General features: G+C 63.1%; 19 protein-coding genes. 12 read left to right on the top strand and 7 right to left on the bottom strand.

Translation table 11 applies throughout. The annotated features are described in order from the left end of the window. The first annotated feature begins 242 nt into the window (after positions 1-242). Positions 243-668: a MucR family transcriptional regulator gene (locus AAFN84_RS16375; RefSeq protein ID WP_347515672.1), complete on the top strand. Its 426-nt coding sequence runs from the start codon at positions 243-245 to the stop codon at positions 666-668. 36 nt (positions 669-704) lie between these two features. Here AAFN84_RS16375 and AAFN84_RS16370 read toward each other — a convergent pair whose 3' ends face one another. Continuing rightward, positions 705-1,010: a cytoplasmic protein gene (locus AAFN84_RS16370; protein WP_347515671.1), complete on the bottom strand. Its 306-nt coding sequence runs from the start codon at positions 1,008-1,010 to the stop codon at positions 705-707. 308 nt (positions 1,011-1,318) lie between these two features. Between AAFN84_RS16370 and AAFN84_RS16365 the strand changes: the two genes are divergently transcribed. Continuing rightward, positions 1,319-1,630, top strand: a complete 312-nt coding sequence (locus tag AAFN84_RS16365) for a helix-turn-helix domain-containing protein (RefSeq protein ID WP_347515726.1) — start codon at positions 1,319-1,321, stop codon at positions 1,628-1,630. Continuing rightward, positions 1,627-2,439: a DUF6456 domain-containing protein gene (locus AAFN84_RS16360; RefSeq protein WP_347515670.1), complete on the top strand. Its 813-nt coding sequence runs from the start codon at positions 1,627-1,629 to the stop codon at positions 2,437-2,439. The genes AAFN84_RS16365 and AAFN84_RS16360 overlap by 4 nt, the downstream gene beginning before the upstream one ends. A 2-nt stretch (positions 2,440-2,441) precedes the next feature. Here AAFN84_RS16360 and AAFN84_RS16355 read toward each other — a convergent pair whose 3' ends face one another. Then, complete coding sequence (locus tag AAFN84_RS16355; RefSeq protein WP_347515669.1) at positions 2,442-2,876, bottom strand: SufE family protein; 435 nt, start codon at positions 2,874-2,876, stop codon at positions 2,442-2,444. Between the two features lie 65 nt (positions 2,877-2,941). Continuing rightward, positions 2,942-3,316, bottom strand: coding sequence for a DUF5330 domain-containing protein (locus AAFN84_RS16350; RefSeq protein WP_347515668.1), 375 nt, complete (start codon positions 3,314-3,316; stop codon positions 2,942-2,944). 482 nt (positions 3,317-3,798) lie between these two features. Between AAFN84_RS16350 and AAFN84_RS16345 the strand changes: the two genes are divergently transcribed. Genes AAFN84_RS16345 through AAFN84_RS16335 form a run of 3 tightly spaced genes read left to right on the top strand, consistent with a single transcriptional unit; the run spans position 3,799 to position 6,738 of the window. Next, positions 3,799-5,538 carry a PAS domain-containing sensor histidine kinase gene (locus tag AAFN84_RS16345; protein ID WP_347515667.1) on the top strand — a complete coding sequence of 580 codons (1,740 nt, stop codon included), beginning with the start codon at positions 3,799-3,801 and terminating at the stop codon, positions 5,536-5,538. Continuing rightward, positions 5,510-6,385, top strand: coding sequence for a peptidoglycan-binding domain-containing protein (locus tag AAFN84_RS16340; RefSeq protein ID WP_347515666.1), 876 nt, complete (start codon positions 5,510-5,512; stop codon positions 6,383-6,385). Before AAFN84_RS16345 ends, AAFN84_RS16340 begins: the two co-directional genes overlap by 29 nt. 5 nt (positions 6,386-6,390) lie before the next feature. Further along, positions 6,391-6,738: a DUF1491 family protein gene (locus AAFN84_RS16335; RefSeq protein WP_347515665.1), complete on the top strand. Its 348-nt coding sequence runs from the start codon at positions 6,391-6,393 to the stop codon at positions 6,736-6,738. Here the strand turns inward: AAFN84_RS16335 and AAFN84_RS16330 are convergent. From AAFN84_RS16330 to AAFN84_RS16315, 4 genes are all read right to left on the bottom strand, one after another. After that, on the bottom strand, positions 6,725-7,633 hold the full coding sequence (locus tag AAFN84_RS16330) for a hypothetical protein (RefSeq protein ID WP_347515664.1): 909 nt from the start codon (positions 7,631-7,633) through the stop codon (positions 6,725-6,727). The two genes, AAFN84_RS16335 and AAFN84_RS16330, sit on opposite strands and share 14 nt — an antisense overlap. Positions 7,634-8,023: 390 nt before the next feature. Then, the gene (locus tag AAFN84_RS16325; RefSeq protein WP_347515663.1) at positions 8,024-8,563 is read right to left on the bottom strand and encodes a DUF1254 domain-containing protein; all 540 of its coding nucleotides are present in this window, start codon (positions 8,561-8,563) and stop codon (positions 8,024-8,026) included. Next, on the bottom strand, positions 8,556-9,140 hold the full coding sequence (locus AAFN84_RS16320; protein ID WP_347515662.1) for a DUF1214 domain-containing protein: 585 nt from the start codon (positions 9,138-9,140) through the stop codon (positions 8,556-8,558). The genes AAFN84_RS16325 and AAFN84_RS16320 overlap by 8 nt, the downstream gene beginning before the upstream one ends. Positions 9,141-9,156: 16 nt before the next feature. Further along, a complete protein-coding gene (locus AAFN84_RS16315; protein WP_347515661.1) occupies positions 9,157-11,307 on the bottom strand; it encodes a PBP1A family penicillin-binding protein in 2,151 nt (716 codons plus the stop codon). A 272-nt stretch (positions 11,308-11,579) separates the two neighbouring features. Between AAFN84_RS16315 and AAFN84_RS16310 the strand changes: the two genes are divergently transcribed. Genes AAFN84_RS16310 through AAFN84_RS16285 form a run of 6 tightly spaced genes read left to right on the top strand, consistent with a single transcriptional unit; the run spans position 11,580 to position 16,754 of the window. Further along, complete coding sequence (locus tag AAFN84_RS16310) at positions 11,580-12,068, top strand: hypothetical protein (protein WP_347515660.1); 489 nt, start codon at positions 11,580-11,582, stop codon at positions 12,066-12,068. 37 nt (positions 12,069-12,105) lie between these two features. Next, a complete protein-coding gene (locus AAFN84_RS16305; RefSeq protein WP_347515659.1) occupies positions 12,106-13,287 on the top strand; it encodes a terminase family protein in 1,182 nt (393 codons plus the stop codon). A gap of 12 nt (positions 13,288-13,299) precedes the next feature. Beyond that, positions 13,300-14,466, top strand: a complete 1,167-nt coding sequence (locus tag AAFN84_RS16300) for a phage portal protein (protein WP_347515658.1) — start codon at positions 13,300-13,302, stop codon at positions 14,464-14,466. Continuing rightward, positions 14,450-14,818 (top strand): DUF6107 family protein, encoded by a 369-nt coding sequence (locus AAFN84_RS16295; RefSeq protein ID WP_347515657.1) that lies wholly within the window; start codon positions 14,450-14,452, stop codon positions 14,816-14,818. Before AAFN84_RS16300 ends, AAFN84_RS16295 begins: the two co-directional genes overlap by 17 nt. Next, positions 14,808-15,491 (top strand): HK97 family phage prohead protease, encoded by a 684-nt coding sequence (locus AAFN84_RS16290; protein WP_347515656.1) that lies wholly within the window; start codon positions 14,808-14,810, stop codon positions 15,489-15,491. Before AAFN84_RS16295 ends, AAFN84_RS16290 begins: the two co-directional genes overlap by 11 nt. A gap of 6 nt (positions 15,492-15,497) precedes the next feature. Continuing rightward, entirely contained in the window at positions 15,498-16,754 is a 1,257-nt protein-coding gene (locus tag AAFN84_RS16285; RefSeq protein WP_347515655.1) for a phage major capsid protein, read from the top strand. Positions 16,755-16,806 lie beyond the last annotated feature (52 nt).

Here is a 16,806-nt window from a genome sequence, read left to right as displayed (position 1 = left end):
CTCATCAGTTGCCTGAAACGATTAGATTTTTTGCGTTTTGCAAGAACAAAGTTTGGCTATACTGGTTATTCACTTCGTTTTTCGTGAAATTGATGTTGTTGAATTGACTTATGTTGTTGACAGTTCCATGTATGCGGTGCGGCACGAATCGAAAGGCGCGGATCATAAGCGCCCAGCGTGTTGTTTCCTTGCGCTGATCGCGCCCGGAATCTGGCAATTTTCCAACTTACTGGGGCCGAATAATGGATATCACCGATACTCCGTCCAAAAATGACGATATGCTGATTGAACTGACCGCCGATGTTGTGGCGGCTTATGTGAGCAACAATCCGGTTCCGGTCGGGGAATTGCCAAATCTTATTGCTGACGTTCACGCCGCGCTGGGTCGCGTCGGTGGCGCGCCGGAACAAGCGCCGGTCGACAAGCAGAAGCCTGCCGTCAACCCGAAGAAGTCGGTTCACGACGACTACATTATCTGTCTCGAGGACGGCAAGAAATTCAAGTCGCTGAAGCGCCACCTGATGACGCACTACGGACTGACGCCAGACCAGTATCGCGAGAAATGGGGCCTCGATGCCGGCTATCCCATGGTCGCGCCGAACTATGCGGCCGCGCGCTCGCAGCTGGCGAAGAAGATGGGCCTGGGCCGCAAGCGTTCCGGCAAATAGGACGTCTTCAGTCTCGAATAAACGGAAGGCGGTGTTTCACGACACCGCCTTTTTGCTGTGCGCCGAGCACACTCCGTCTGAGCTCAGCCTGTCCAAGGCCTGCTTCAAGGCGATGTGCCGGTTGAGATCGTAGCTCCAATGCCGGCGGATGCCGCGCTGTCTTTCGCGCTCGATCAGCCGTCTCAAACGGGCGATCAGTCGATGCTGCCCGCTCGCTGATCCACTGGCCAGATCCGACAACTCGATGCCCGCCAGGATGAAGAGCGCTGCCCGTTGCCTCGCATCGGACAGGTCCGCTGCGCGTGAGCGACGAAATGCGCCAATCTCTTCGTGAAGTCCCATGCCTTTGTCCCGTTTTTGTGAGCGATGCCTGATCGTGCGCGGAATCCGGGGCAGGTGGACGAATTTTCAGATGTCGGAGCGAGCCAAGAAAAAGCGCTTACAAAACAGTCCAGTGTACGAATCCCGGGCGATTCAGTTCCTGATTTGTTCACGCCGTGATTGGATACGGGTATAAGAACTTATTCCTAGTCATTGGGGGTAAGGACTTGCGATCTTCACTGCTCCAACAAGAACCTGAAGCGCCTCACGCGGACACGCTTCCTGAAACGCCCCGGACCGATCTTTCAAAGCTACCGAGGGCCGACCGGATTGCGGCCGCCTGCGACGGCGTCATCGACATCGTGGCGGCCATGTTCAACGTGAGCAGCAAGGAGCTGCGCGAGCCCGGGCGATCGGTACTCAGTGTCAGCCGCGTGCGGCAGATCGCCATGTATGTCACGCATGTCGAGCTGGGGATCAGCATGCGCGACGTGGGCGAAGGCTTCCGTCGCGACCGGACGACGGTTCTCCATGCCTGTCACCAGATCGAGGATTTGCGCGACGACGACGAATTCGACGGCATCGTCGCGCGTGTCGAACGCATGGTGGGCGCTGCCTTAGGCGACGGAGGCCGCGAATGACGACGAGAGGCGGCGGCGACGCTCTTCGTGCGCAGAGGCGGTTGTTGAGATTGCTGGAAAAGGGCGCGGCACGATTGCAACCCGCAGCGGATGCGGACCAAGTGCTCGTGGACGCCGGGGAACGAGGCACGATCGGTCTGCCCAAGACGATTATGCGCGGGCTCGAAAGGCGCGGAGCGGTGGTGATAAGCGATGGTCGGGTCACACTCGGAAAAGCCGGAGACTTCGCGGACGAGCAAAATTGTCATGCCACCGATCCGTTCGAGCCGCCAAAGCCACAGATCGAAGAAGCGGTCATCGCTTCCGAGGCAGGTCTCGAATCCGTCTCGATCAACGTAGCGGAATCGCCCTTGGCACTGCTCTGGCGATTGAAGGCAAAGAGCGGCCAGCGGTTCATCTCGCCGGCCGAGTTTCGCGCCGGCGAGCGGCTGCGGACGGACTATTCTCGCGGCCAGATCATGCCCCGCATGGGCGTGAACTGGGTGGCGGCCGGTGGGTCAGGCCGCAAGCGAGGCGATGCCAACGGCATCGCGGACCTGACGGATGCAGCGCTTTCGGCACGGCGGCGGGTGGAACGTGCCGTGGACGCAGTCGGGCCGGAAATGGCCGGTGTTCTGGTTGACGTGTGCTGCTTTCTGAAAGGACTGGAACGCGTCGAGACAGAACGAGGCTGGCCTGCCCGGTCCGCCAAGGTTGTGCTGAAGTCGGCGCTGTCAGCGCTTGCGCGACACTACGAACCGCAGGCCAGGCAAGCCGAACGCCAAGTGCTGCATTGGGGAGCGGACGACTATCGACCGTCTTTGCGCTGACGTCAGGCGGAGGCGGGTGCGGAAAGCGCGGTCTCGGCTTCGCGCCGAATACGCTTGATCATGGACCGAAGGCCATTCGCACGCTGGGGCGACAGATGCTCGTCAAGGCCAAGGTCGCGCAGCGTCTGCTCGGCATCGATGCCAAGCACCTCGGACGCCTTGTGCCCGGAATAAAGCGCCAGCAGGATGGCGACGAGGCCGCGAACGATGTGTGCGTCCGAATCGCCCATGAAGGTCAGTTCCGGATCCTTGCCGTCGCCACGTGCCGTTTGCAGCCAGACCTGGCTGACGCAGCCGGGCACCTTGTGGGCGTCGTCCCGCTTGTCTTCCGGGTAGGGGGGCAGGCCGCCGCCCAGTTCAATGATGTAGCGGTAGCGTTCTTCCCAATCATCCAGGAAAGCGAAATCGTCGCGTATGGTCTCAATGGCCGTCGTCATCACTGCCCGCATATAGTGCGGCGAGGCGCAACAGTCACCACGAAATCGAGGCGCTGCGGTCAGATCTATCGCGCGGGAGGAACGGGATACTCGGTCAGGGATGCTGGAGCGGGCGCCGCGATGCCATCGGCCGCCGCAATCGATCCGGTGTGGATCGGCTGCGCGACCTGCTCTTCGCCGAAATGCTCGTCCAGCATTCCATAGGCTATCCGGGCGCCTTCCTTGGCGCGCACGCCAATCGTATGCAGTGCCGATTTGCCGATCTCGCAGGCATCCGGCCGGCGTTCGCAAAGGCCGGCCACGTCTCCAATGACCGCCTGCGCGGCGATGAACGTTTCGACCGCACCAATGCTGGCTTCATCATCGCTGCCTTCGCCGCCAAAAGGAATCAGCAGAAGCACCAGCGAAAGCCAGAATGCGGACTTGATCAGGAATCCCATGTCACACCCTCGATTGTCGCGAACCCTTGCCCCGGTTCGCCGTCCCAGAGCACAATGCGCGACATCCGCAAAAGACGCCTTGAGAGCTTCGATGGGATTCGCTTCAAATTCGATCTACCGGCTTTCGATTCAAATTTTACACGAACTTGATTAAATCGAGCGCGTCGCGGTATTTTTGCTAAATATCTGAAAGACAAAGGGAATATCGTAGATTCGTTGGGTTGGTCGACCCATAGGATCGCGCGATTCAAGCGTCGAATCGCCCTTACGGTCTGTTTACCATCCTGCGAATTGCCGGTGCCACGGAGGCGTATTTCACGTGGATTAGCTCTTCCGGAGGGGTTGGAAAGCGCCGCGTTTATTCATTCCTTAAACCGGTAATGCGAGGTTCGATTCAAAGAGTTCGATCCGCCCGGCGGACGTTTTGTGAGTGCGTTGAGTTGAGTTCAATTGCGACCAGAGCGGCAGACTGGTTGGCCGGTATGGCAGCAGGCTGCGACCGCCTGCTGCATCCCACGGCCAAAGGTCAAGAGCGTGCGCGCCAGCGCCGGCTCATTGGCGTGTGCCTGGCTGCTCCCTTCGTTGCGACCCCCGCCATCGTCCAGGCCGTGCTGCCGTCCTACGGCATCACCGGAGCCCTCGCGCTTCTCTGCGGCGTGTTTGCCTTAAGTTGGCTGATGGCGCTTCAGGTGGCCACGCGCGCTCGCTCAAAATACGTCGAGGCGACCGCCGTCGCCGGCACGGCGGTTCTTTCCGCTTGGCTCGTCTCACTGGCCGGCGGCATCGGCACGCCGATCGCCGCGCTGCTGATCGCCGTGCCGATCGAGGTATGGTGGGTCAGCCGCTCGAAAAGGGCCGCAGTCGCGGGAGGCGCGGCCGCGCTGTTGGCTGCCATGGTACCGGTCTTCGGGTCCGGCCCCTTACCGATTGCCGCACATTGGCTGTGGCTGTCGCCGGCGCTTTATGCAGCGACACTGATGCTGCGCAATCATCTGCCGACGATGAGCAAGCATCGCTCCACCGGCGAAGAAGACAATCTTCTTGATGGCAATGCATTCGATGCCGCGCTCGCGCAGGTCCAGGCGAATGGCGAGGTCGATTCGATCTCTGCTCCGGCGCGCGATCTGCTCGGCGTCGAGCCGGATCTGCTGCTTGGCAGCGGCCTTTTCGAGCGAATTCACGTGGCCGACCGTGTGGCATTCCTTTGCGCCGTAGCCGATGCGCGCGATGGAGGCCGTGCGCGCCGCTTGCCCGTACGCATGCGCATGCCGGTTCAGTCCTGCGGATCGGCAGGTGGCTACAAGACGTTCGAAGTCGAACTTCTGCGCGGCAGGGCAGGAGGCGAGACCGTGGTTGCGCTGATCCGCGACGGGAGCGAACTCGCTGCCCTTCGCGAGGAACTGACACAGGCGCAGGACGCAGCCGGAGCCATGGAAATCGCCAAGAGCCGCTTCCTGGCCGCCGTCAGCCACGAGCTGAGGACGCCGCTGAACGCGATCATCGGCTTTTCCGACATGCTTCTTCATCCTGAAATTTCCGGGAAGCTGGCCGCAAAGCAGGCCGATCACGTGACCGTCATCCGTGATGCGGGAAACCATCTCCTGTCGGTGGTGAATGCGATCCTCGACGTATCCAAGATCGAATCGGGCTCCTACCAGATAAGCGTCGAGCCGTTCGAGCTGGCGCCTGCGGTGGAACTGTGCCGTGCGATGCTGCAGCCTCAAGCAGCCGAGAAACACATCACCCTGACGGTGAATGTGCCGAGCGACATCGGCGAGGTTTCCGGCGACCAGCGCGCCGTCCAGCAGATTCTGCTGAACCTGCTTTCGAACGCAATCAAGTTTACCCCGGATGGCGGCAGCGTCAGCGTGACGGCCTCGCGCGTGGACGGAATGGTCAGGGTCTTCGTCAACGACACGGGGATCGGCATCGCGGCCGACGATCTGAACAAGTTGGGCAGGCCCTTCATGCAGATCCAAAACGACTATACGCGCCAGTATCAGGGAACCGGCCTGGGACTTTCGCTGGTCAAGGGACTCGTCGCACTGCACGGCGGCTCGATGAGCATCGAGAGCGCGCCGGGTATGGGGACGACGGTTGCCGTTGGCCTGCCGACGGTTCATATCGCGCTGAATGACGACACGGCCGACTCGGGAGCAGAGCCGGACGTGCAGATCGAGACAGGGGAAAGACATGGCATCGCGCTCCGCAAGATCGCCTAGGGCCGCCCGCCCGATCGAGGACCTCGACGAAGAGGGTGGCCTGGGCAGTTTCCTGGCCGAACACCGTTTCGCCGTCGGTGGCGTGACGGCGTTCGCGGTCGCGTTCTCCTACGTGGCGGCAAACGCGATCTGGTATCAGCCGCACGCCCATGGCAGCGCGTTCTTCGCGACGCGTCCCCTCGTTTCGGCAGAGGCTGCACAGCCAAGCCCGCCGGCTGCAACCGGCGCCGACGATGTCGAGACCGTGATACGGCTTGAAAGGGACAACACCGACAACAACATCGCCGCCGTGGATACGACGCCAACGCCGGCGGCGGCACCGGTCAAGCTTCCGGAGGTCGCACCGGCCTCGATTCCCGCGCCGCCTGCGCCCGCTGCAGCGGATGGTGATCCTATCGTCGCCGACGTGCAGCGCATACTTGCCGAACTGAACCTCTACGAAGGCGCGGTGGACGGCCTCACGGGCCCACAGACGCGAGCGGCGATCGAAGACTATCGCAAGACGGTGGGACTGAGCGTATCGGCGGAGATTGACGATCAGCTCCTGGCGCAGCTTGGCGCGACACCACGCTCGCAGAGCAGTGCGGCGCCACTGCCCGAGGGCTCCCCGGGTACCGACCTCATCGAGACGTCCTCCGCGGGAGCGCCGGAAAGCGATCCGATGGTTCTGCGTATTCAGGCAGGGCTCAAGGCATTCGGCAATGACGCCATTGAGGTGGATGGGGTGGTGGGACCACGGACGACTTCCGCCATCCTTGAGTTCCAGTCGCTGTTCGGACTGCCGGAGACCGGCGAACCCAACCAGGCGCTGCTGACGAAAATGCGTGACATCGGCCTGACGGACTGACCTGGATGCGGGTCACCACCGATTTCTGGGTGTCTTCAATCGTTCGGCGCGCCTTTTCGGAAGGCGGCTTCGCCGCGATCATGCGACGCGGAGCGAGCGAGGCAGGCGCCGTCATCCTGCTGGCGAGAGGGCGTACCGGGGAAAGCCGACTGTTCATGCCGGCACCTCAAAGCAATTACGAAGAATCCCGACCAGTCGACCGGGTGTTCGTCGAAGTGCTGCATTCCGCCGACGAGGAAGAAATTTCGAAGAAAATCGAACGCGAGCAGAAATTCGATCCCGATCTCTGGGTCGTGGAGCTCGAAGTCGGCGAAGCGACGTTCGAGAAGCTCGTGACGGTCATGACGCCCTGAGATTGTCGGGGCGACCCGCTTGGTTCGCAGAATGCGGCACACGCAACGGTTCGCGCCAGTTCGCCACGATCGTTTCGGCCTGTTCCTTCGAAACGGCCTGCCATGCATCGATAAACCCGCGAACCGAGCGTGCGTCGCCGGTGCGCGAAGGCCATACGCACTGGAAAACCAGGAAAGCCTGTTCCTCGGTCAGATCCAGCGCCCGCAGCGCAACGATGAGGACGGAGACGTCGCTGCCGTCTGCAATGGCGCGAGCGCGATCCATGGGGACGTCGAGACTGTCGGCAAGCGCTGTGTGAAAGAGCGCGGGCACACCGGCGAGCGCAGTCGAGCGGAGCTTGAGGTAGGCGTCGGGTGTTCCCTGCCAATGCAGTGTGACGCGGGGTTCCGCCTGCGGCTGGCGGAGTTCCTCGCCGGGAAGCATCATGGCGCGCAACCTGTCGCGCACCTGCTCGACCTTGACCGGTGCGGGTTCGTTTTCGAAGGCGCCGATCGAGGCGATCAGCCTGACGATGCGCGGATCGAGCTGCGCACGGGCGGCTATCGCGCGCGCGTGCGGCAGACCATGGCGGCCGATCAGGGCGAGAAGGTCGATGTTAGTGAGGACCGGCGAGCGCATCAGGATCGGCGCGCAGATGTCGATGGATTGGTCGCAGAGCCGCCGAATGAGTATGGGTGGTGCGAAGGGTGAATCCGACAGCGCGGCGGCGGTGAAGCGCAGCGTGTCGTCGCTCACACGCTCGAGCAACGGCACGGCAAGATCGTCGAGTTGCGACGTCTCTCGGCGGCTGGGGCGCGGAATGGAGCAGAATGTGGTGACAGCAGCGCGGAGAAGCCTCTCCGGCTTGCCTGCTGCACGATGGGAACTGAGCTTGAGGAGGCTCGAAGAAGACACGATGAAACGCCTGACACGCGACTGAAAATTTGAACTCCTGCAGTGCCGGGACGACACGGGCAGGGGAGATGATCAATCTAGAACGAATTTGTTAGCGTCGTGTTAACTCTAACCTGCGCGTAGTGATCACGGAGGCGTAGCGTCTTGCTCCATCACGTCCAAAAGTGAGCGAAGTCATGGCTACCACGATACTTCCTTTTGTCATTCGCCCGAAGGCGCGAGGGTCGTCGCGTCCCCGTGCAGACAGCGCAAAAATCATCATTTTTCCCGGCGTTCGCTATGAGACCGGTCGCGCTGACGAGGAGCTCGAAAAGCCCAAGCGCAAGGATGGACCGTCACGCGGGCGCAAGACCAAGGCGCGCTAGCCGCAACGCCTGGTTGCCACAGCATTCAGTGCAGCGTGCACGCGAGCCCGTCAAGGTAGCGCGCAACCGTCTCATCCCAGCTTTCGTCGGGTGCAAATGCACGAATGACGACGATTCCCTCGCCGATATCTGCCTCGATGAAGACCGAGCGATCAAATTCTGCCGGCAGCGCGTTGCGCAACTCAATCATCTGAACCGAGGTTGCCACAACGAAATCCAGCATACGGTCGGATGTAGAGTTGTCGTTGAAGCTGAAGACGTTCTGTCCTGCGCGATTGTAGACGGAGACCGACCAGTACGGCACTTCGCCGGAACCGTTGACCCGAACGATGCCGTCGCGCAGGTCGAAGCGGCAGGCGACGGCGTTGAAAAGTGGATCGATCGACGCGACGAGCGGTTCTGCGCCACTCGGATCCAGCCGTGTCATCCTGTAGTAGTTGCTTTGTTCCGACAGGACCGACCAGGCATCGCGTTGCGAATAGGTCGGCACGAGCAACAGCACCACGATGTGCACGAGGCCGGCGCCGAGAAGACCAAGCAGGATGGCATGCAGAAGTTTAGCCATCGCAGCCAACGCGGGTGACCTGCGGCAGCTCGATCTCGGCGATGCGGGCTGCCAGAGCCGTTCCGGTATCGTAGAGGGTCAGCACGAGATTGAACCGTCCGGTACCCGCGGTCGCCAGCCAGTTGCCCGGCGCAGGACGGCGCGACACCGTCGTGATCACCGTGTTGTCGTCCTGACGAAGCAACGCCAGGGAGTGGAGCGCAGGCGTGCGCGTGTCGTCGCCGACCACGATGCCGCCTTGCGCATCTCGTGCATACAGGGTCCAGAAACGGGCGGGCGGGACGCCGCCCTCGACGCGGTAATCGCATTCGATGCGCAGCGGCAGCCCCTCATGGTCGCGGCGGGCGACGAAGACGAGCCCTTCGCCGCCACCCAGGGCCAGGTCGGCCTCGCGTGAAAAGCGAGCCTTTGAATATGGGTCGGCCTCGGGAGTGCCGCGTGCAGGAAAGGCGGTCCAGCTTCCAACGGTCACGGTATCGAACTCGAAGTCGCGATCGAGTGCGAGCCATACGCTGCCTGCGCCACCGCCAATGGCGATGGCAAGCGTTATGGCTGTCAGGACGGCGGTTTTAAGCATCAGGCCGTCTTGAACCCTAGAGCGAGGACAGCGTTTCCGGCGTACCGGGTGCCTGAATGGCTGGGGCATCCTGGAATGCGCGGGACAGGTCGAGCAGCAGGCGCGTGGTGCGCGCCGACAAGACCGTGGGGAGCTCTTCAGCGCCGTCCGCGCCGTCCTCGGACTGCTCGGCGCTGGCGACGGCATCTTCCGAAGGGGCGTCCGGGAAGGGGTTTTCGATGCCGGGGATGGGCTTCAGCTCGACGTTGCTGTGGGCATTCGTCATCAGCCGCTGCCAGACCATGGCCGGCACGGAGCCGCCGGTCATGTTGCGGGTGGAGGTGTAGTCGTCATTGCCGAGCCAGACGGCCGCCGTGTAGTTGCCGGTGAAGCCGACAAACCACGCATCGCGATAGGCCTGCGTCGTGCCCGTCTTGCCGGCGGCGCGGATGCCTTCGAGAGCGGCACGTCGCGCGGTTCCGGTTTCCGGCACTTGGACCAATATGGAGTTCATCGACCGCATGGCCTGCTCGGAAACGGTCCGGCGGGGTTCCGGCGCGTCGCGCGTGAAATCATAGACGACGTTGCCGGAGTGGGTCAGCAACTGGGTGATACCGTGGCGCATGCCAACGAAACCGCCGCTCGACAGCGTAAGATATCCGGTCGCCTGATCCATTACGGTCATGCCCGAAGTGCCAAGCACCATCGTCTTGTGGCCGTTAAGCTCCGACTCGACGCCCATTGCCTTGGTTTCCTCGACGATCGCGGGGATGCCGAGGTGATCCTTTGCCAAACGAACCGGAACGGTGTTGAGCGACCGGATGAGCGCGCTGGACAGCGTCACCCGGCCGGCATAGCCGCGTCCGTAATTGCGCGGTGACCAGCCGCCCCAGTTGATGGGGGCATCGGATATGACGGATTCCGGTGTGAAACCGGCCTCCATGGCGGCGGTATAGACATAGGTCTTGAACGATGATCCGGTCTGGCGCTGCGCCTTCGTCGCGCGGTTGAACTGGCTCTTGCCGTAATCGCTGCCGCCGACGATGGCGCGGACCGCGCCATTGTTCTCGAGCAAAACGAGGGCCCCTTCGCTGACCCGATATGCCTGGCCATGCTGGCGCAGGTTGAACTCGAGCGCTTCCTCCGCCGCTTCCTGCAGGTTCAGGTCGATCGTTGTACGCGCGACGAGTGCGTGGGGACCGTCTCGGGGGGCGATCTTCTTGACCTCCTCGAAGGCCCAGTCGAGGAAATAGTCCGGGCTGTCGCGGCTGCCGCGATCCACTGACGTGGCAGGGTGGAGGCGCGCCGACAAGACCTGGCCTTCGGTCATGAAACCGGACTCGACCATGTTGGTGAGTACGACATTGGCGCGGCCGCGCGCGGCCGGCAGGTTGATGTGCGGCGCATAGTTGCCCGGCGCCTTGAACAGGCCGGCCAGCATGGCCGCCTCGGCCAGATTGACCTCCTTGACGCCCTTGTCGAAATAGAAATCGGCCGCGGCCGCGATCCCGAACGTTCCGCCGCCCATATAGGCCCGGTCCAGATAAAGTTGCAGGATCTCCTTCTTGGACAGGTTCCACTCAAGCCATAGCGCCAGATAGGCTTCCTTGATCTTGCGCTCCATCGAGCGCTCGTTGGTCAGGAACAGGTTCTTGGCGAGCTGCTGGGTGATGGTCGAGCCGCCTTGGACGACGGAGTTGGCGCGGACGTTCTCGCTCATGGCGCGGGCCAGGCCGATGAAGTCGATGCCGAAATGCTCGAAGAAGCGCCGGTCCTCGGTCGCCAGGACCGCCTTGATCACGTGGTCGGGCAACTCGTCGACGGGGACGGAGTCACGCTGGATGATACCGCGCTGGCCGATCTCGTTGCCGTAGCGGTCGAGGAAGGTGACGGCGTAGTCGCCCTGGCTTCGCCAATCCTTGGAGGTTTCCTCGAAGGCGGGCATGGCGAGCGCGACCATGATGATCGCGCCGACCGTCCCAAGGGTGAAACCCTCGCTTCCCAGTTCCACCAGCCCGCGCCGCCATCCCGAAACGCGGAAACGGCGAAAGAAGATGGTGATGCTTTCCCAGGTTTCGCGCGCCTTGAAGCCTGACTCATAGAGAGTGGAATCGATCCACGCGTCCACGGCCAGCCATCGCGTGGCCCGCGGAGCCTTGGGTTTCCTCTGCTCTTGCGGCTTGTCCATCCCACCACTACCCACGCCTTCCCCTCAAGCCTATCGTGATTGCGCGGCGGCGCAAACTCACGAAGGGCGGAGGAGGCAAAACAAGACGTTGTTCTTGCCGATTTTGGCCAAGCCCACAAGGACAGACAGGTGGAAACCTCAAGCGCCGGACATTCTTTGCCGCGCATGAGATATTTTCTCCACACCGTACGGTGCTCTGGTATTGTTTCCATACAGTCGGAGAATTGCGCTTGAGGCGGCGCGCTCCGCGGTTTCAACAAAAAGAGAATGCGATGAACAGCGACCGGACAATCGTGCGGCGGGAGGCCTTGCGCGCCCTCGCCGAAGGTGCACCGCCGACCTTTGACATCCTTGCCGACGCGACGGGCCGCTCGGTGGAAGCCATCGAACGGCTGGCGGAACGCGAGGGGTGGAAGTCCTGCTCCCGACATGCGGGCGACGACTTCCGTCAGCGGATCCGGCCCATCGTCGCAAAGCTGCTCGACAAGGTGGAGTCGATCAGCAGCAAGGCAACGGAAGAGGGCGGAACGATCGACCGTACCGAGATCGACGGCGTGCTGGCGATGATCCGCGCCATTGAAAAGATTGCGGATTTCGACGGGGGCGATGAAGGACCGGTGAGGAACCAGACGATAGCAGATGAAGACATGGCCACCGTGCTTACACGCCTCAATGGACGAATTGTCGACCTTGCAAGTGAGCTCGCAGCACGAATGGCTGCGGAACGGACTGGGATACCGGAACGCCCGGCTCGTATCTGAAACTTGGATACGCGACGCGCGGCTTGCGCAATATCCGTTGCTCGAGATCAGCGATACCTGGCTGGTCGTCGGTGGACGCGGCTCCGGAAAAACGCGGCTTGGCGCGGAGTGGGTCAACGCGCTGGTACGCGGTGCCGGTCCGTTTTGCGACGACCGCTACAAGCAACTGGCGCTGGTGGGCGAGACGCTGGGCGATGTGCGCGAAGTGATGATCGAGGGGCCGTCGGGCATCCTGTCGATCACGGCGCAGGACCGCCCTCGCTACGAGGCCACCCGACGGCGCCTGGTGTGGAGCAGCGGCGCCGTGGCGCAGGCATTCTCCTCGGAGGATCCGGATAGCTTACGCGGGCCGCAATTCGCAGCCGCGTGGTGCGACGAGGCCGCCAAATGGAAGAATGCCGAACACTGCTACGACATGCTGCAGTTCGGGCTTCGCCTGGGACCGCGGCCGAAACAGATCATCACGACGACGCCGCGCGCAAACCCGCTGATGAGGCGGCTGCTCGCTGACCCTAACCTGACGATTACACGCATGCGCACGGACGAGAACGCCGACAATCTGGCAAGCGGGTTCATCCAGGCGATGAACGAGCGCTATGGCGGTTCGAGGCTGGGAAGGCAGGAACTCGACGGCGAGCTGATCGACGATCGTCCGGACGCCCTGTGGACGCGCGCGATGCTCGAAAACGTCACCGCCGAGTACGGCGCGCTGTCGCGCATCGTCGTGGCAGTCGATCCGCCGGCGACTTCCCGACGCAGTTCGGACGCATGCGGGATCGTGGTGGCGGGCCTGGACGGCATGGAGCGCGCGGTGGTTCTTGCTGACGAAACGGTTTCGGCTGCCAAGCCCCGGGAATGGGCGGCGAAAGCGGTTGCGCTCTACGAACGCCATCAAGCCGATTGCATCGTCGCCGAGGTAAACCAGGGCGGGGACATGGTCGCTGCCGTCCTGCGAACCGTCGACCCCACTGTCCCGGTACGCGAGGTCCGGGCGACGCGGGGTAAATGGCTGCGCGCCGAGCCGGTCGCCGCCCTCTATGCCAATGGACGCGTGGCGCATGCCAAGCGCTTTCCGGCGCTCGAGGACGAGATGTGCGACTTCGGCGCCGATGGACTTTCCGGCGGGCGCTCGCCCGATCGGGTCGACGCGCTGGTCTGGGCGATCACCGAACTTCTGCTTGGCCGCAATAATCGGCCGCGCATCCGCAATCTAAGCTGATTGGAACCGATGATGGGATGGAACTGGCCATGGGCGCGCGCCCGGGGCGATGCCGCCGCGCGCGTGGAACATAAATCGGGCGTCGGCTACGGCTTCGTGGCGCTGCATTCGCACGGGGAAGCCCTGTGGACGCGTGGCGACTACGGGGCTCTGTCGCGCGAAGGCTTCATGCGCAACCCGGTCGTGCATCGCGCGGTAAGGATGATTGCCGAGGCTGCAGCGGCAGTGCCCTGGCTGCTTTATGACGACCGCACGGAACTGACCGAGCATCCGCTGCTCGATCTGTTGGCGTGTCCCAACCGCCGCAATTCCGGAGCAGGCTTCCTGGAGGCGCTCTATGGGCATCTTCTGATGTCCGGCAACGCCTATGTCGAACTGGTAGAGGCGGCGGATGCACGCGAGTTGCACGTGCTGCGGCCGGATCGGGTGACCATCGCGGCCGATGCATCCGGATGGCCGGTGGCGATCGAGCATCGCGAGGGATCTGCGAAGCGCCGGCTGCCGCTGGGGTCTGGCGGAGCCGCCCTGCATTTGCGGCTCTTTCATCCGCTCGACGACCATTACGGCTTTCCGCCCTTGCAGGCCGCACTGATGGCGCTCGACACCCACAACGCCGCCGGGCGCTGGAACAAGGCGCTGCTCGACAATTCAGCGCGACCCTCCGGTGCGCTGGTCTACGCGCCGAAAGAGGGCGGCAACCTTTCCGAAGAGCAGTACGAGCGGCTGAAGGGCGAACTGGAGGAAGGGTATACGGGCGCCTCGCGGGCTGGAAGGCCGATGCTGCTGGAGGGCGGTCTCGACTGGAAGGCGATGGGCCTGACGCCCAAGGACATGGATTTCATCGAAGCCAAGAACGCCGCCAGTCGCGATATCGCGCTGGCATTCGGCGTTCCGCCAATGATCCTCGGCATTCCCGGAGACAACACCTATTCGAACTATCAGGAGGCCAATCGGGCCTTCTATCGCGCCACGGTCCTTCCATTGGCAATGCGAACGGCTGGCGAGCTTTCCGGCTGGCTGGCGCCGCAGTTCGGATCGAGCCTGGCATTGGTTTGCGATGCGGACCGCGTCGACGGTCTGGCAATCGAGCGCGAGGCGCTTTGGGCACGAATTGGCGCAGCCGACTTCCTGACGGATGACGAAAAGCGGGAGGCGGTCGGCTATGGCCCGCGCAACTGAGACATGGAAGCGGCGGGAGGCGACGCTGATGAGCGATCCGCTCTGGTTGTGGACGGCAAAGGCGACCGGCGCGGTGGCAGGGTCGGCGATCTCGCTGGCCTACGTGTTGCCGGCGGAACGGCGCGAAGCCGGTATCCGCTTCGGCATCGGCGTTGCGAGCGGACTGGTTTTCGGCGGTACGGCCGGTACCAAGATCGCGGTGGAACTGGGCATCGAGAAGAGCCTGGGCGCCTCGGAACTGATGCTGATGGGATCGGCAGCCGCGAGCCTTTGCGCGTGGTGGGCATTGGGCCTGCTGATGCGGGCTTTCAGGTTGAACGGTCAAAGGCGGAGCAGCCGTGATGAAGAGTGATTTCGCAACCGACATCATCGAGCGAAAATTCGTCGACGCGACGATCGAAGCCGTCGCCACCGATGGAACGTTCTCGGGCTATGCCAGCCTGTTCGGGAAGGCCGATCTTGCCAGAGACATCGTGGAGCCAGGCGCTTTCGCGCGCGCCATAAGAACGCGCGGCGCCGCAGGCGTGCGCATGTTGTTCCAGCACGACCCGGCAGAGCCGATCGGAACCTGGCTCGACCTCCGCGAGGACGGAAAAGGGCTGCTGGTACGAGGTCGGCTGACACCCGGAGTGGCGCGGGCGCGTGAAGTGCTGGAACTGATGCGCGGCGGCGCGCTCGACGGTCTCTCCATCGGCTTCCGCACCGTGAAGGCGAGGAAGGAGGCGGGATCCGGCCTTCGGCGCATCATCGAGGCAGATCTTTGGGAAATCTCCGTCGTGACTTTCCCGATGATGCCCGGCGCGCGTGTTCACAGCGTCAAGAGCGGCCCGAGGGAACTGCCGACGACAAGAGAATTCGAACGCTGGCTGACGCGGGACGCGAAGCTGACGCGGGGGGAGGCGCGCACGGTGATCGCGCGCGGCTTCTCCACCCTGTTGCGCGAGCGGGACGCCGCGCCGGACACGCCACATGGCCTGGCGGATCGTATCCGACGGGCTGCTCGCATGATCGAACGTAGAGGATAATCATCCATGACGACTGCAACACCCGCACCCGAAACGAAATCCGACACGGGCGGCTACGCCGCTTTGTCAGACGCGTTCGACGAGTTCATGTCGACCTTCTCACAGTTTCGCGAGGACAATGACCGCAGGCTTGCCGACATCGAGACACGCAAGGGTGCCGACGTGATCACCACCGAGAAGGTGGATCGCATCTCCGACGCCCTGGATCGGCAGAAGAGGGTCATCGACGATCTCGCACTGCGCCGCGCGCGGCCGCCACTCGGCCGTGATCGCGAATTGTCCGCAGCAGCGTTGGAGCGCAAGCAGGCATTCGAGGCCTATATGCGCTCCGGCGACGAGCGCGTACTTCGCACGCTGGAGGCCAAGGACATGTCCTACGGCTCAGGTCCCGACGGCGGCTACCTGGTTCCGGAGGAAATCGAGGCTGAAATCGGACGCCGCCTCGCGGCGATCTCTCCGATCCGCTCGATCGCGACTGTGCGTCAGGTCTCGACCGCGACCCTGAAGAAGCCCTTCATGACGGATGGTCCGGTGGTCGGCTGGGTTGGCGAGACGGCTGCGCGCATCAAGACGGCGTCGCCTACGATCGACGCCCTGCAGTTCCCGACCGCAGAGCTCTATGCAATGCCCGCCGCCACGGCGGCTCTTTTGGAGGACTCGGTGGTCGATCTCGACCAGTGGATTGCCTCGGAAGTGGAAGCGGCATTCGCCGAGCAGGAGGGCACCGCCTTCGTCGTCGGCGACGGCAGCGACAAGCCGCGCGGTTTCCTCGACTACGACATCGAGCCTGAAGCCGACTGGGAATGGGGGACCCTGGGCTACGTGGCGACCGGCGAGGACGGCGCGTTTCCAGCCAGCCATCCCTCAGACACGCTCATCGACACCGTCTACGCGCTGAAGGCAGGATATCGCCAGAATGCCAACTGGGTGATGAACCGCAAGACGCAGGCCTCGATCCGCAAGATGAAGGATGCCGACGGCAACTATCTGTGGCAGCCGCCCGCCACACCGGGCGCGCGCGCGACGCTGATGGGTTTCCCTTTGGTGGAAGCGGAGGACATGCCGGACGTCGGCACCGACGCCACCGCCATTGCCTTCGGCGATTTCCGGCGCGGCTACCTGGTGGTCGACCGCGCAGGGGTCAGGGTCCTGCGCGATCCGTATTCCGCCAAGCCCTACGTGCTGTTCTACACCACCAAACGCGTCGGCGGTGGGGTCCAGGACTTCAACGCCATCAAGCTGCTCAAATTCGGCACGGCCTGAGCCGAGGCGGGCGTCCCTCCCGCCCATAGCCGTGCCGTGGCGGTCCCGGTCT

It is taken from the genome of Mesorhizobium sp. CAU 1741, from assembly GCF_039839275.1.
GTDB lineage: Bacteria > Pseudomonadota > Alphaproteobacteria > Rhizobiales > Rhizobiaceae > Aerobium.
This window is presented reverse-complemented; position numbering and strand designations above follow the sequence as displayed.

Coding starts and splice junctions, on each gene's coding strand:
- AAFN84_RS16285 (WP_347515655.1), top strand. CDS start 15,498: ATGACGACTGCAACACCCGCACCCGAAACGAAATCCGACACGGGCGGC.
- AAFN84_RS16290 (WP_347515656.1), top strand. CDS start 14,808: ATGAAGAGTGATTTCGCAACCGACATCATCGAGCGAAAATTCGTCGAC.
- AAFN84_RS16370 (WP_347515671.1), bottom strand. CDS start 1,010: ATGGGACTTCACGAAGAGATTGGCGCATTTCGTCGCTCACGCGCAGCG.
- AAFN84_RS16360 (WP_347515670.1), top strand. CDS start 1,627: ATGACGACGAGAGGCGGCGGCGACGCTCTTCGTGCGCAGAGGCGGTTG.
- AAFN84_RS16320 (WP_347515662.1), bottom strand. CDS start 9,140: ATGCTTAAAACCGCCGTCCTGACAGCCATAACGCTTGCCATCGCCATT.
- AAFN84_RS16340 (WP_347515666.1), top strand. CDS start 5,510: ATGGCATCGCGCTCCGCAAGATCGCCTAGGGCCGCCCGCCCGATCGAG.
- AAFN84_RS16310 (WP_347515660.1), top strand. CDS start 11,580: ATGAACAGCGACCGGACAATCGTGCGGCGGGAGGCCTTGCGCGCCCTC.
- AAFN84_RS16295 (WP_347515657.1), top strand. CDS start 14,450: ATGGCCCGCGCAACTGAGACATGGAAGCGGCGGGAGGCGACGCTGATG.
- AAFN84_RS16345 (WP_347515667.1), top strand. CDS start 3,799: ATGGCAGCAGGCTGCGACCGCCTGCTGCATCCCACGGCCAAAGGTCAA.
- AAFN84_RS16315 (WP_347515661.1), bottom strand. CDS start 11,307: ATGGACAAGCCGCAAGAGCAGAGGAAACCCAAGGCTCCGCGGGCCACG.
- AAFN84_RS16375 (WP_347515672.1), top strand. CDS start 243: ATGGATATCACCGATACTCCGTCCAAAAATGACGATATGCTGATTGAA.
- AAFN84_RS16300 (WP_347515658.1), top strand. CDS start 13,300: ATGGGATGGAACTGGCCATGGGCGCGCGCCCGGGGCGATGCCGCCGCG.
- AAFN84_RS16335 (WP_347515665.1), top strand. CDS start 6,391: ATGCGGGTCACCACCGATTTCTGGGTGTCTTCAATCGTTCGGCGCGCC.
- AAFN84_RS16325 (WP_347515663.1), bottom strand. CDS start 8,563: ATGGCTAAACTTCTGCATGCCATCCTGCTTGGTCTTCTCGGCGCCGGC.
- AAFN84_RS16350 (WP_347515668.1), bottom strand. CDS start 3,316: ATGGGATTCCTGATCAAGTCCGCATTCTGGCTTTCGCTGGTGCTTCTG.
- AAFN84_RS16355 (WP_347515669.1), bottom strand. CDS start 2,876: ATGACGACGGCCATTGAGACCATACGCGACGATTTCGCTTTCCTGGAT.